Origin of the sequence: Leptothoe sp. ISB3NOV94-8A (genome assembly GCF_043421595.1) — a bacterium.
GTDB lineage: Bacteria > Cyanobacteriota > Cyanobacteriia > Phormidesmidales > Phormidesmidaceae > Leptothoe > Leptothoe turfae.
The window spans coordinates 2379569-2393786 of record NZ_JAXSQW010000001.1 but is presented as its reverse complement, the minus strand read 5'-3'; the positions used below and the strand labels follow the sequence as shown (position 1 = coordinate 2393786).

At 47.6% G+C, this 14218-nt stretch carries 10 protein-coding genes; 4 read left to right on the top strand and 6 right to left on the bottom strand.

What is annotated here, in order from left to right; translation table 11 throughout:
* Positions 1–111 precede the first annotated feature (111 nt).
* Complete coding sequence (locus SPB21_RS10355; RefSeq protein ID WP_499866486.1) at positions 112–1395, top strand: ShlB/FhaC/HecB family hemolysin secretion/activation protein; 1284 nt, start codon at positions 112–114, stop codon at positions 1393–1395.
* 29 nt (positions 1396–1424) lie between these two features.
* Here the strand turns inward: SPB21_RS10355 and SPB21_RS10350 are convergent, their stop codons facing one another.
* Positions 1425–2528 carry a TIGR03032 family protein gene (locus SPB21_RS10350; protein ID WP_499866485.1) on the bottom strand — a complete coding sequence of 368 codons (1104 nt, stop codon included), beginning with the start codon at positions 2526–2528 and terminating at the stop codon, positions 1425–1427.
* Positions 2529–2748: 220 nt separating this feature from the next.
* On the opposite strand from SPB21_RS10350, the gene SPB21_RS10345 reads away from it, so the two are divergent.
* Positions 2749–3855, top strand: a complete 1107-nt coding sequence (locus SPB21_RS10345; protein WP_499866484.1) for a hypothetical protein — start codon at positions 2749–2751, stop codon at positions 3853–3855.
* Positions 3856–4115: 260 nt separating this feature from the next.
* On the opposite strand, the gene SPB21_RS10340 is transcribed toward SPB21_RS10345, so the two are convergent.
* Positions 4116–4985, bottom strand: a complete 870-nt coding sequence (locus tag SPB21_RS10340; protein WP_163669540.1) for a DMT family transporter — start codon at positions 4983–4985, stop codon at positions 4116–4118.
* On the bottom strand, positions 4982–5833 hold the full coding sequence (locus tag SPB21_RS10335) for a methylated-DNA--[protein]-cysteine S-methyltransferase (RefSeq protein ID WP_499866483.1): 852 nt from the start codon (positions 5831–5833) through the stop codon (positions 4982–4984). Before SPB21_RS10335 ends, SPB21_RS10340 begins: the two co-directional genes overlap by 4 nt.
* A gap of 439 nt (positions 5834–6272) precedes the next feature.
* Between SPB21_RS10335 and SPB21_RS10330 the strand changes: the two genes are divergently transcribed.
* The gene (locus tag SPB21_RS10330; protein ID WP_499866482.1) at positions 6273–6716 is read left to right on the top strand and encodes a hypothetical protein; all 444 of its coding nucleotides are present in this window, start codon (positions 6273–6275) and stop codon (positions 6714–6716) included.
* Between the two features lie 190 nt (positions 6717–6906).
* On the opposite strand, the gene SPB21_RS10325 is transcribed toward SPB21_RS10330, so the two are convergent.
* Positions 6907–8475: a phytoene desaturase family protein gene (locus SPB21_RS10325; RefSeq protein ID WP_499866481.1), complete on the bottom strand. Its 1569-nt coding sequence runs from the start codon at positions 8473–8475 to the stop codon at positions 6907–6909.
* Positions 8476–9243: 768 nt separating this feature from the next.
* On the opposite strand from SPB21_RS10325, the gene rbp reads away from it, so the two are divergent.
* Positions 9244–9489, top strand: coding sequence for an RNA-binding regulator (gene rbp / locus SPB21_RS10320; protein ID WP_163669526.1), 246 nt, complete (start codon positions 9244–9246; stop codon positions 9487–9489).
* Positions 9490–9669: 180 nt separating this feature from the next.
* Here the strand turns inward: rbp and SPB21_RS10315 are convergent, their stop codons facing one another.
* Both SPB21_RS10315 and SPB21_RS10310 read right to left on the bottom strand, forming a co-directional pair.
* The gene (locus tag SPB21_RS10315; protein WP_163669524.1) at positions 9670–10005 is read right to left on the bottom strand and encodes a hypothetical protein; all 336 of its coding nucleotides are present in this window, start codon (positions 10003–10005) and stop codon (positions 9670–9672) included.
* A 103-nt stretch (positions 10006–10108) separates the two neighbouring features.
* On the bottom strand, positions 10109–14170 hold the full coding sequence (locus tag SPB21_RS10310) for a TIR domain-containing protein (RefSeq protein WP_499866480.1): 4062 nt from the start codon (positions 14168–14170) through the stop codon (positions 10109–10111).
* Positions 14171–14218: the final 48 nt, after the last annotated feature.

Below are 14218 nucleotides of genomic sequence, written 5' to 3'. Positions count from 1 at the left end.
CCAGCCGTATTCTATTAATTCCGTTCCTGGGTGTTTTATTTCATCTGCCAACTGCCCAAGCCCAATCAATTATAGCGGATAGTAATGGAGCGCAAACCATTGTCACAATAGATGGCAATCAATACAATATCAATTGAAGGCAGTATTGGTCAGATTCAAATTGAAGGCAATCAACAAACTCAAACCCATTATCTAGAGCAGCGCCTTGGTCTGGGAACCGAGACCCCTGTTCAACTGGGGGCGATAGAAGATCAGCTCAGGTTATTACAACTTAATCCTCTGTTTGACTCTGTGGAAGGCACCCTGCTCCCCGGAGAAGATCTGGGAGAAAGTGTTCTTGCAGTTACCGTGGATGAGGCGAAACCGTTTAATGCGGATCTCTCCATCGATAACTATTCACCTCCCAGTGTGGGGGATGTACGCATGGGTATCGGTCTAAGTTACCGCAACCTGACCGGTTGGGGAGACCAGATTTCCTTGGCCTATCATCGTTCCACCACTGGGGGGTCTAACCTGTACGATATCGGCTATCGAATTCCGTTAAATGCCATGGACGGAACGCTGCAGCTACGGACGCTGATTAGCGATAGCACCCAAACCTTGACCAGTCTGGATGTCAGCGGTGACTCTGAGTTTTATGAAGTTAATTTTCGCCAACCCCTCGTGCGTACACCACGGGAAGAATTTGCGCTCTCTTTAGGATTTGCCTATCGTGAAGGCCAAACCTTTCTGTTCGGTTCTCCTTTTCCCTTTGGTAGCGGCCCGGATGCCAATGGCATTAGCCGTACCAGTGTGATTAAATTTGGTCAGGATTACATCCGGCGAGACCCCTCTGGCGCGTGGGCGTTTCAATCTCAATTCAGCCTGGGTACTGGCCTATTTAACGCGACCAATAATGGCTCCCCCACTCCCGATAGTCAATTTCTCAGTTGGCTAGGACAAGCTCAGCGAGTTCAACGGTTAGATAAAAACAATTTGCTGATTATACAAGCCAGCGGTCAACTAGCCTCTGATAGTTTACTGGCCTCAGAACAGTTTGTTATTGGGGGTGGTCAGTCCCTACGGGGATATCGTCAAAATGTTCGTTCTGGGGATAATGGTTTTCGTCTATCAGTGGAAGACCGAATTACCGTGCTCCGCGATCAAGACACTCAATCATCCATCCTCCAAATCATGCCATTCCTGGATATGGGATATGTATGGAATCAAAACGGCAATCCCAATGTACAACCCTCTCAGCGTTTTTTGGTGGGAGCAGGTCTCGGCGTTGCCTACCAACCCTTGGAGGGGCTTAGCCTGCAGCTGGATTATGGATTACCGTTAGTCGACTTGAATGATCGGGGTGACAATGTCCAGGATGATGGCTTTTACTTCACTGTGAACTATCATTATTAACCTTGTTGCAATTGATCTTGGCATACAGGTCAACGTTTTTGATGCTCGGCTGATGCAGTTGTAACATTGACTTCTGCAAGGGCTTCATCCGGCAAAACAAATGAGTTGCGCAACAATGTCTCATCCCAGGCAATCACCTCAGGGAAATAAATCCCCGGTAGTATAGAAACACCAAAGATTTCCTGAACAGCATCCTCAAATCTCAAAAAAGCCAAAATCGTGGCAGTTTCTATATTAACAACCCAAACACCACAGTTCCTTTCTTGTAACCGTTCAGTAATGGGGAGTCCACTAAATACGGCAGTTTCTCTTACCTGTGACAGCCCTACAAAAGCCAGTGGCCCCCAGAAATCCAACCCTCTAGTAAATCCAGGCAATTGCACAACCGCATTTAATTGTCCTGTTTTTAGATCGACTGTTGATAAATTTCCCTGACCTGATTCTAAAACCCATAGCTGATCGCGATACCATCGGGGAGAATGGGGCATTGAAATGTTCTGTGCTAACAGCTGATTGGTGGTAGTGTCCACCACAATGCCGCCATGGGCCTTATGCTCACGCCAACCGTTAGCTGTATCTGTGGGTGCCAAGGCTGTCACATAACGTGGTTGATGATCACGTATACCTAACCCATTTAAGTGGCAGCGATCATTAATATCATAGGCACTGACAAATGGTGGTCGCCAGCGGGGCATAAAACTGTTTTTCCGATCCAGAGTACATAAACAAGAAAATCGAGTGTTGATAAACCATAGTTCATCACCAATATAGGCCATTTCATGAATGTCAATATCGCCTGTTATATGACTGTTGCGAGGTAGATAGCAGGCATCATGTTTATTAGGCGGATCAAGGGTCTGACCCACTGCTGGAACATTACGAAATTCCCAAATTTGATAGCTTGTTCCTAGGGCCATTTTCTCAGGATCGGCAGCCAAACCCATGGGTTGATCAAAAACGCGAAAATGGGTATTTACCACATTGCCATCGGCACGAACCACAATCAGTTTGCCCGCTTGATAGGTAGATACTACCAGTGATATACCACATTGAGTCAGTATTTCCGTTAGATTTTGGGTGTGAACACTTCGCAAGGGCTTAAGAGACACAGTGTCGGAAGAGTAAGATGCCATAGGCATAGGTGAGTTAGGAGATAGAAAAATCTCATCTCCTAACCATAGCGTGTTTGAACACTATCTGAAAAGAGTGAACTTATTTTTCTAATGGAATTGGCGACAGCTCTAATATCTCGGTCAGAAGTCACACAAACTCGGTCATGATTTCGGTCATCCGATTGTTTTGATCAATGTAGATCACTTAGGCCGCATTTATTTTCAAGGAGAAACAAGTCTTATGGCTAACTATAATGTAGGAGCATTACACGATCCGATCGTTAGTTACACCAACTATAGTCTTACCCAAGGCGACCCAACCGATGTCTTTCGATTCAGTGTCTTTGGTGGTTTTATGGGTAATCGCGAAATTGGCATTCGCTTACACGATATTAGTGCTGATGACAATGCCAATCTATCGCTGTGGCGAGATACAAATAATAACGGTACCATTGATGCTTCCGACGATTGGGTTGCCTTGGCTTTGGCTCCCAATAATGATGATGACACTATTAGCTTTAATGCTTCAGCAGGTAATTACTTGCTTCAAGTAAATCGTGTAAATGATAGCGTTGGCAGTGTCAGCTATGACCTGGATCTACAGGCCACCCACAGTGCTGGTACACTCGGAGGATCGGTTAAAAGTTACAGCGGTGGTTATCTCAGTAACACTAATCCAAAAGATGTTATTGAGTTTACGACAAATCACCCTTTTCAGAGAAACATCAACGTAGCCGTTGACAACATTACCAATGGCGGCAATGTTAGTTTACGAATGTACAGAGACAATGGCAATGGTGTTTTTGATGCGGCAGATACCCTTGTAGCTGGGGAGTTGTACTCTTCGGGTGAAAATAGTCTGAACTATAGAGGAACTGCGGATACCTATTTTGTTGAGCTAGAGTACTTCAGTAGTGATAGTACCTTCTTTGAGTATGACCTCAAGCTCTCTAGAAGCAATAGCAAAGCTAGCAATTTGCTTGTCGGTGAATTTGATGTTGGTGACCTTACAGGTTTTGGCTATAGTAACGACGGCGTGGTAGGCAATGGTTTCACCACTGATACGTATGAGTTTAGTTTGGGACTATACGAAGGGGTGGATATTACGCTGACAAATTTGACAGGTGAGGCCTATATGCGCCTGATCAAAGATAACAATAACAATGGCATTGTGGATTCTGGAGAGGTGATTGCTGCAGTAAGCTCTGCAGGCGTCCTTGACAAACACATCAACGATATAACCACGTCTGGAGATTATGCTCTGCAGGTTGTTATGGGACCTGGCGGCGGTAACGGCGGTGTTAACTATACTGTTGATCTCAATCACTTTACGACACCTTATCCTTAGGGCATACGGATAGGTTTAGAGCCGTAGTTTGAGATTACTCCGCTGCGGCTCCTAAAAAGACTTTAGTTGCCTGCCCATTTTCAAAAGAGACAATTATGCCACCATAGATCGAGCCAGCTACTAACTACTGATGGGGCTGAGTACCCCTGGTACTAATGCCGATACACAGTTGTTTCTCCTTGGCCTACCTCTCTCCGAAGATTCGTGGTGATGGGCTTTCCTCATAACTAACAGTTGGTTCTGCCAGGCCTTTGATAACTTTAGTGTGTCGTAGGGAACAGATCATTGGCAATAGCTGTTCCCAACAGCACCAGCCCACACCCCAAAATCATGGACGATGTTACGGCTTCTTGTAGGACAATGGCCCCCCACAGCATGGCAAACATGGGAATCAAATAGGTAACGGTCAGCGCCTTGGTGGAACCAATATTTTGAATCAGTCTGAAGTAGAGAATGTAGGCAAAGGCGGTAGATAATACAGCTAGGGCCAGAACAGCTAGGGCAACACCTGCAGATGGCACCTGCTGAGGAATCGTGAAGGGGAGGGCTGGAATGATTACCAAAGCGGCTCCCAGTTGACTGCCTGTAGTCACAACTAATGATGGAACACCAGCCAGGTTTTTCTTAATGTAGGGAGCTGCGATCGCGTACATTAATGCAGCGGATAATGCTGCAACTACGGCCACTAAAAAACTAGGGGTGGTGTCGACAGCTTTCCAACCGACGAGGATAACAACACCAATAAAGCCCAGCACAAATCCCACCTTGCGGGATGGTGTCAGTCTCTCGCTCAACCACACCGAGGCTACCACCGTTCCAAAGAGCGGGGCTGTCCCATTCAAAATAGACGTAAAGCCTGCGGGGAGCGATACGGACGCGAAGGCCAACAGCAAAAATGGAATTGCGGAATTGAGGCACCCAACGATCAACAGGGGCATCAGCTGACGACGCATTGTTCCCATAAGACGTAGCCGAGCCAGTACTGGTAACAGAACTAGGCCTGCCAGCAAAACACGAAACTCAATGAGCCAAACGGGTCCTAACACGGGCGCTGCAATCCGCATAAACAAAAATGAACCACCCCATAGGGCCGCCAGCAATAACAGTTCCAGAATATTTGATAGCTTCATGGCTGCACCTCTGCCTGACTAGCTTCCCAACCTAACAGTGCAGTCTTTCGGTCTAAGCCCCAACGATAGCCACCGATCTCTCCTGAACCACGAATCACTCGATGGCAAGGAATCAGATATCCCACCGGATTACGACCAACTGCATTGCCAATGGCCCGAGCTGCTGTGGGTTTGCCAATGGCCGTAGCTAAGCTCTGATAGGTGGTAAGCCCCCCAAACGGGATTTGTAATAGGGCACGCCACACTTGAATCTGAAAATTTGTGCCTTTGACATGGAGGGTTAAGGGAGACTGCTGATCAGATTGAAATATGCGATCGCACACGACCTCAGTCTCGTTTTGATCGCTGATAATATCAGCCTTGGGCCATTCTGCTTGCAAGTGCTGTACAGCAGGGGACTCGTCTACATTATCGAGAAAGTGTAAATTGCAGATACCCCGATCAGTAATCGCGATCAAACAGCCGCCAAACGGTGTGTCATGAATGCCATAGCGAATCTGTAATCCTGCACCTGATGCTTTATATTCCCCCGGTGTCATCGCCTCCAATTGCACAAACAGATCATGTAAACGACCTGAACTTGACAAGCCTGACTCTAGCGTTAGTTCCAACAGGCTTTTAGTTTCAGCAATTTTAGATTTCGCATATTCAAGGGTGAGGTATTGCAAAAAACGTTTTGGACTAATACCAGCCCATTTTGTGAATAACCGTTGAAAATGATACTCACTAAGATTTACATGCCGAGCAATCGTGGCCAAACTCGGCTGCTCCAAATGATTTTCGCGAATGAACGTAATTGCTTTGGCTATTTGCCCATAGGTGTGTGCGCTATAATCCGTAGCCTTCATTAATAAACTCATGCTGTCGCCTTGATCATATGCTAGTTGCATTTCATCAAGGTATCGATAACAGCAGGGGCCTACCACCCGTTTCTTGCTAACTAGACTGACAATCCCATGGTTCGCTATTAAGATCTGGCATTACTATCTCACTATCCTATAAAAAAGAACCCACCCCATAGAAAGCCCACTGCAAGGCGAGGTAGATCCCAAAAACGCCAGTATAGAAACCAACAACGGCCAACGCTATTTTCCACAATTTCCACCCCCAAACTTTCCAAAACTTTACCAACACAAAAAAACTGTAAAGCGCCAGGAATTAAAGCATTTCTCCGTGGAATTACCCCTAACGCATCTACGACGGCCTCCGGGTACCCTAAAGTCGTTTGCCGCCTGGTGCACCAGGCTTTTATTCCTACCTCTAGCACTGAACAACTAGTGCTTAACCATGGCCACACTCAATATTCGTGGTCTTATTTTTCTTATGACTGCTGCTATTCCTGGCCACCTAATCAGTTACTTTTCCTTCGATTATGTGCCACAACCAAGATTGGGCTTTGCTAGTATTTTTATGGTTATCATCGATCTTGTCTATCGCGCCCGACAAGATAACTTAAACAAACAAATTCCTATGCAACCAATTGATATCCTACCACCTGAAATTGCATCACAAATACCAAATGAGGCCATACCTTATATAACTGAAGACATGGCTCGACAAGTGGTCGATGCTCTCAGCAACAATCTATCTGTTTCTCCGGAAAGGCAAGCTAGGATTGATGCACTTGTGGACGAGAAAAATGTTGAGTATGACGAGTGGTTACGAGAGAGAAGAGCAGAAGGCCTTCCTGACCCTGAGATACATGAAGTAGTGTTTGTTGTTCCACAATAATAATGGTAAGCAGACTAACTTGCCTTGACGATATAATATTGGAGAATGGCTTAATTTCAGTTTCTAAGAACTGGGGTTTTTCTTCACCCGACTCACACAGGGAAGCCTATGTCTTTGAAACAGACTTTGATAGTGTGCTGAGTGCATTAGATAGCACGCTTGGTATTGAGCGGCATCTCTCAACTGTCTATTATATTGAGACTTTTTCTGGAACGTTGGCGGGTGCTTGTTTGTGCTGGATTGTCCGACCTGTGAGCAGCTCTACCACATCCATGCCGTTAATTATCACACCGGGTACGCTGGGATAACCGGCAGTGGCCCCCACCAGGAACAGGTTTGGCAGCTCTGTGGTATAGCCCATACGGTGCAGACCCACCTGTTTAGGAATCAGCTTAGCGCCATAAATATTGCCTTGGGGCTGGCCCAGGTAATACTCACTGGTGGTGGGTGTCCCATACACTTTCATCCGAGCATAGCGGTCCACATCAGGAATCAAGTCGCGTACGCTGTTCATAATCTGTTTATACAGCTCACGCTTTTTGGCTTTGTAGCCTGCTTTATCGTATTTATGTAACTCTCCAAACGGCTGATAGGGACAGACAGTGGCAATTTCTAAAACATGATGTCCCGCTGGAGCCATCCCAGGTTCACTGGATTTTAGGGTGGGGCAAGAGAGAAAGATCCAGGGATGACTGAGATCGCCAGCGAGTTGTTTCTGATATTCCTGGTTTAAATTGCCGGTGGGGTAATACCAAATATTCCAGTTACCCAGACCATAGCGCTCTGGTTCAAAGCGGCCATCTAAGCCCAGATAGAGGTTAAAGGCACTGGCAGAATAATCATAGCCGGTCAGACGCCTGGTTTCTTGCTTACTGAGCACGCCAGGAATGTGCATTAGCTGTACCGTTAGCTTCGGGTCTAGATCGCTGATGTAGGCCTTTTCCGCGTGATAGATGTCTCCGTTGGCCGTAATCAGCTGCTGCACTCGATGATTGCTGACCTCAATATGTTCTACGGGGGTGGATAGCTGCACCACCCCACCGCCAGCGGTGATGGCTTCTACGATGGTATCGACAAAATGTTTGAAGTGATGTTTGGGATAATAAGCCCCTTCTGCATAATCTGACACTAGAGAGGTGTGGGTCATCAGGGCAATTTCGTTGGGGGGCAGGGCATAATCACCGCTTTGGCCTGCCAACAGATTCTGTAGTTTGGGGGACAGCCCCACATGGTTGTACAAATCTTGCAGGGTCCAGTTACGCTTACTGTAGAGGTTCCAGTATTTGGGCAGCTTTAACCAGTCAGACCACTTGCGGTCATACCAGTTAATTTCGTTGGTCAGGCCGCGAATTTCTGTGTGCAACTGATGAATCTCATTACAGTAGCGGTTAATGGCCGTTTGCTCATCTGGAAACGTAGCGAGAAGACGCGATCGCAACGCCTCCCAATCCAACGGAATCTTAAAATCCACCTCCGGCGTAATCACCCGATCAATACCTTCTGGATCCAGCGAATTAAACTCCACGGGCCGCTCAATGTAGCTAAGAAACTGACCAATGGCCTGATCCGGCGCACACTGAGAAATGTAATGCACGTCTGCACAGAACCGATAATCGCCAAAATCAAAGGTGTGACAACATCCCCCTGGCAAATAGTGTTTTTCTAAAACAGCCACCCTATGGCCCTGACGTGTTAAACAAGCTGCCGCAGAAAGCCCTCCTAAGCCAGCGCCCAAAACAATGTAATCAAAGCTTTCCATAATTATCTCCCAAGCGTATGTTATTCAGTTTTTTTAACGTAGGGGCTGACCTTGTGCCTGTGGGCGTTCCATGAAATGCCTCTGTACAGCCATGACTTAGGACCTTATAAAACCCTCATCCCTAAATCAGGTCACAACAGCCTTAAGTTCTCTCTTTTTTCTTACAAAGAGAACTTACTAATCAATCAGCTGCCCAATACCTATATTGTTATCGAAATTTTAGGTATTGGTTTCACTCCCTACACATTTCCTCACTAACGAGAGCGGTAATGACCAAAGGTTTAACAACTAGGGTAAGGAATATCTGTACGAGGAAGCATTGTTAACTTTAAGGGAATGTATTGTAGCTGAGAATACCTTTCCAAGAGCTTTGGAGTGATGAATAAATTGACGATTTCCCAGTAGGCCTATGCTTCTGGCTAGCTAATCAACAACCTGGCAACATCACACATTAAAGTGCCATTAGGAGAGGGAACTAAGCTGCTAAGGCTACTTAAAATAGGAACAAGTAAGCAAATATTAAATATTCGTTTCCTAGATAATTTCCCTAAAATCATTATAGATGAAGTATACCCAAGCCCGTGGGATGACAGAGTCATTTAACGACTGAGTCCGAATTCTCTTCAGATTTAAATTTTGCTGCATTTCCTCTATTATCCTGAATCCCGTGTTAGCGTTTTGCCTATGGCTTATTTTCGGTTATGCAATTCGTCTAACCAACGGTTCTCCGAATTTAAATCTGCACACGCTTACTATTGGAGAAGTTCGATGACGATTTATGTTGGTAATTTATCTTTTGACGTCACACAAGATGACTTAAATCAGACTTTTGCAGAGTACGGCACCGTGAAAAGCACCCATTTACCCACCGACAGGGAAACCGGTCGGAAGCGTGGATTTGCTTTTGTTGACATGGCAACAGAGGCAGAAGAGACGGCTGCTATTGAAGCACTGGATGGCGCTGAGTGGATGGGCCGTAATCTGAAAGTCAATAAGGCAAAACCCCGTAGATAATGCAGCTCATCCTGTTTGGCTGATTTATTGGCTAATGAGTACGAGCTAACGATTTCAACTACTTTAAGCGGCTCTAACTTAGCGGTTCAGGGCCGCTTAAAGTTGTATTGTATGTAATTGACTGTCGACTATTCCATAGGGTTGTGGAGAACGCAGGGGATATTCAGTGCTGACTCAACGCTAACGCCCGGTCGCAAACAACCGATACCCAAACGCCATTGATGCCGTGGCAACAAAGAACTGCCAAAGACTGGTCGGGTTCAGAATGGCTCGACTACTCACGAAAATACAGAGAATCCCACCAGCAACGAAAATCCAACCTAATTGCTTCATAAATCCCAATGGCATGAACACCAACAGGCAAATGCCAGCACACAGCAAGAAAATTGATGCATCAGCCGCAATGCCGCGCCAAAAGTAGGGATTCACATTGGTGGTGAAAAAGATGTTTCTGCCTAAGTAATAAATCCCTAGCAGCATCAGGACAAGGCCAATGAGTTGGACGAGTAATCTCATGTTGAGGAGGATGAATTTGTTGTTAGATACGGTGAGCTTAGCAGAGGTATGCAGGGGGTGAGGTGCGATCGCACGCCTAAAAAGCTCTTCACTAAGACAATTATTAGAACTGACACACGCTACTCACCGCATCCGCACTGGGCGAGCGAATGTCTGCATCGTCTGACGTTACAAGAGCATGCTTGCGAATGCGCTCGCACCCCCACCCCACCCAATCTTGCAGGCTGCCCCCTTCCCAACGTCGCAGAAAGCCATCACTGTTGGCACTGAGGATCCATTGGCCATCGCCACTGAATAAAACCGTGCTGGCGGTGGCATTATGGCCTGTTAATGGATTGCCAATGGGCTTGCCGGTTAAATCCCATAGCCGTAGGGTCTGATCTCGGCTGGCGCTGACAATATAGTCACCATCAGGGCTAAAGGTAACGGCTATCACATCGCTAAGGTGACCTCTAAACGGCTCGTCTACCATAGGGCGACCGTTGCTGTCCCAGAGTCTGAGGGTGCGATCGCGACTGGCCGTGATAAACATTTGGCCATCGGGACTAAAGGCAATGGCATTCACATCATCCGTGTGCCCTTGGATGGGGTCGCCAATGGGGGTGCCCTCTAGATCCCACAGGCGAATGGTGCGGTCGTCGCTGCCGCTAATTAGCCGCTGGCCATCGGGGGTAAACACAACCGTATTCACCTTATCGGTGTGCCCTTCAATGGATTGCCCTACAGGATTTCCCTGCAGATCCCATAGGCGGATAGTGGTGTCGTCACTGGCGCTGGCCATCAGCGGTTGGGTGGGATGAATCGCGACTGCATTGACGGGTGCCTGGTGGGCGGTGAGGGTTGCAAGCCCATAGCCCTGACGATTCCAAAGTTTAACAACGTTGTCTTCACCGCCACTGGCAAAGGTTTGTCCATCCTGACTAACGGCCACCGATAGAACTGCATCGGTATGTCCTTGAAACGTAAGGGCTCTGCCGCCGTTTGGCACCAGGTTGATCTTGCCGTCAGCCCCTGCCGTCACCAGGGTTTGGCCATCACCGCTAACTGCCATGGCATGCACCGCACCATCGTGCAGCTGGGTGGCCTGGCGCAACAGGACAGTTTGCATATCCCATAGCCGCAGTGTCTGATCTTCACCACCGCTAAGAATAGTGTTGCCATCGGGGCTAACGATAACAGAATACACATAGTAATCGTGGCCATTCAGGGGTGGTCCCACTGGCTGCCCATCTCGGCTCCACACCCGCACAGTGTTGTCGTCACCACCGCTAATCAACCATCGGCTATCGGGGCTAAAGGCCAGGGAGATGACATTATCGGTGTGGCCCTCTAGCTGGTGCCGTAGATTGCCCTGACGATCCCATATCCGCACAATGTTATCGTTACCACCGCTAGCGATCAGGCTGCCATCGGGGCTAAATACCACCGACATAATGGTACCGGTATGCCCTCGCAACGTTTTCAACAATTGCCCTTGAGGACTCCAAACGTGAAGCAGCCCATCTTCGCGACCGCTGACAATTTGTGTACGGTCCGGACTAAAGGCCACCGACCAGACCGTACTTTGGCCATCTGCCTGAAACGGTGGGTACAACAGTCGGCCTTGTCGATTCCATAACCTGACAGCCCCCCCCTGATCACCACTGGCAATCCAGGCCCCATCTGTACTAAACGCAACGGTCTTCACATGTCCCCAATGTCCTGCCAGTGGATTCCCCAACGGGTTGCCCTGCAAATTCCATAGCCGTACCGTTTGATCAGAACTGGCACTGGCAATGGTTTCACCGTCTGGACTAAACGCTATGGACCAAATATCATCCGTATGGCCTGCAAAGGGTTGACCAATCACATTGCCGTCTTTGTCCCACAGTCGAATAACAGCATCGAAGCCGCCGCTGGCAATGATCTCCCCGTCTGGGCTATACACCGCTGCCCAAACCGCATCTTGATGCCCTAGCAATCGGTTTTTTTCCACCGTCGCACCCATGGCATTTCGCAGGGTAGAGCGCACAGAAAGACGCAGTCCGTTCAGGTGGGCGCGGCTTTTGCCAACCAACTTGAGAGAGTCCAACAGCCCTTCTACAGGTTTAGTAATCAGTAACCGGCTGGTCTCCGCTGCGTTCTCATCTAGCACCAAACGACTGTTGTTCCTAAAGGCAATGGCACTGGCTCCCGCTGCAATCACAAACAAAATACTCACACCTGCCAGCAGAGATTGGGTAATTCTCATACGTCGTTTTTCACGACGTGTCTCGGCTTTAGCGGCATTCTGACTGGCGGTGATAAAGCTCTGTTGCTCTGCTGTGACGGCAGGTTTTTTCTGCTTTTGTTGTGTGTCTTGCAGCCATTGGGTTGCGATCGCACTCTCCGCCCCCCGCAATAGCAAATCATGACTCTGCTCTTTTTGCTGCCATTCCAGGGCGCGCTGGAGCCATTTTGTATGACTCTGCACATGGTCGCGATCCGTATCCAGTGTGCGGATGAGGTGATTAAAATGGGTGGTGAAGTTGCCCCGTTGCTGGCTAAAATCTAGCCACTGAACCTGGGCCAGTTGGGGATGCAGGTCAGCCGTCTCTATAGGCTGATGCAAAATAGTCACAAACCGCTTGTTAAAGCGGGCTCCATGGTCTACCTCTAATTTGCAATAGGGTGAGTTGACGGACCGAGGGGACAAAATAAACAAAAAATTGTCAGATACCTCAATGCCCTGGTAGATCTCTCGCTGAAAGTTGGCAGTACCTGCGGCAATACTCTCCTGGTCAAACCAGGTGGTTTTACCTTGGCTTTGCAAAGCGCCATTGATCTTACGGGCAATATCGGCATCGGCACTGGAATAGGAGATAAATACATCGATGGAAGACAGTGGTGGCTGGTCTAAACTGGCCTGGATAAAGTCATGGTGCAACGTCATTGCTGGCTGCACGGTTCGCCCAGTCGCTGTTTTTAACCAGGCCTCTGCATGGCTTAGATCATAGCCCCGCAGCAACACACTAGGATTCTCCTGTTGCCGTTTCCACTTTAAGGCTTTGGTCAAGAGAATTTTGTGCTGGTTATAATAAACCGCATCCTGGTTAAGGGTCTTAATCAACCCGTTTTCGTCCAGCTGATAATCGTCTTGATTTAAGTTATCCGTTAAATCGATATATTGCAGTGAGGCCAGTTCCGGTGGGCTCTCAGCGGACCCCAGGGGCCTGACTAAAATAGGAATAATTCGCTTGTGAAGGGTCAGGGCATACTTCAATTCATACTGGCAATATTTGGACCGAAGAGAATCGGGCGACAGCAGATACACCATGGAATCAGCTTCTTCAATGCCCCGATCCACAGCCCGTTTAAAGGCCTCTCCTGTGGCGATATCCGTCTGATTACTCCAAACCGTAAACCCCTGACGTCGCAGCGATCGCCGAATGTTGTCCATAACGTTGGCATCCGCCTGGGCATAGGCCAAAAACACCTGAGTCATCATGTTGTTAGCATTTTTAATGCTTTCAGTAATGAACTCACAATGCAAGTCGGTGGGCTCACAGGGAGCCTGTTCGTCTTTAAACCGTTGTTTCAGCCAGGTTTCTGCTAGCTGTCGTTTTTCTCCTAATAGTAAAAACTCCGTTTGCTTTTGTTGTCGCTCCCACCCAAGGGCCTGATTTAAGAAGTGAGTGTGATTCTCCACATAGTCTTGATGACGATGGAAAATCTGATGGAGGTCCGTTAAAGATTTTTCAAACTCATCTTGCTCTGGCCGCATGTAAACCCAATTGATTTTCCCAATCTGGGTGTTCATGTTGGGAAAGCTAGAATGCAGTCCCCTGGCCTGATAATCTTGCCATTGTGCATCGCCGCCGTGGGGATTTCGCTGTTGCCAGATTTCTCGATTAATCTGCTCTACGTGCAATATGGGGATAATCCGTTTTTGATGACGCAGGGCAATTTCAATTTCTTTACTACAATAGTCTGAGTTGACGGAGTGGGGTGAAATAATAAAGAGAAAATTATGGGATTTTTCAATGCCGCTGTCGATCTGGTTCTGAAAATCTACGGCCAGGGGGATATCGTTAAAATCACACCAGATGCGATAGCCAGCATCCGTCAGCCGTTTACCCAGGTTGACAACAAATGCCTTACTGTCAGCACGACCATACGAAATAAAGGCATCGTAAACGTCACTCATAACAGACTCTAAAATATCGAGTTACTGGTGGTGATATACCCTGGTGAT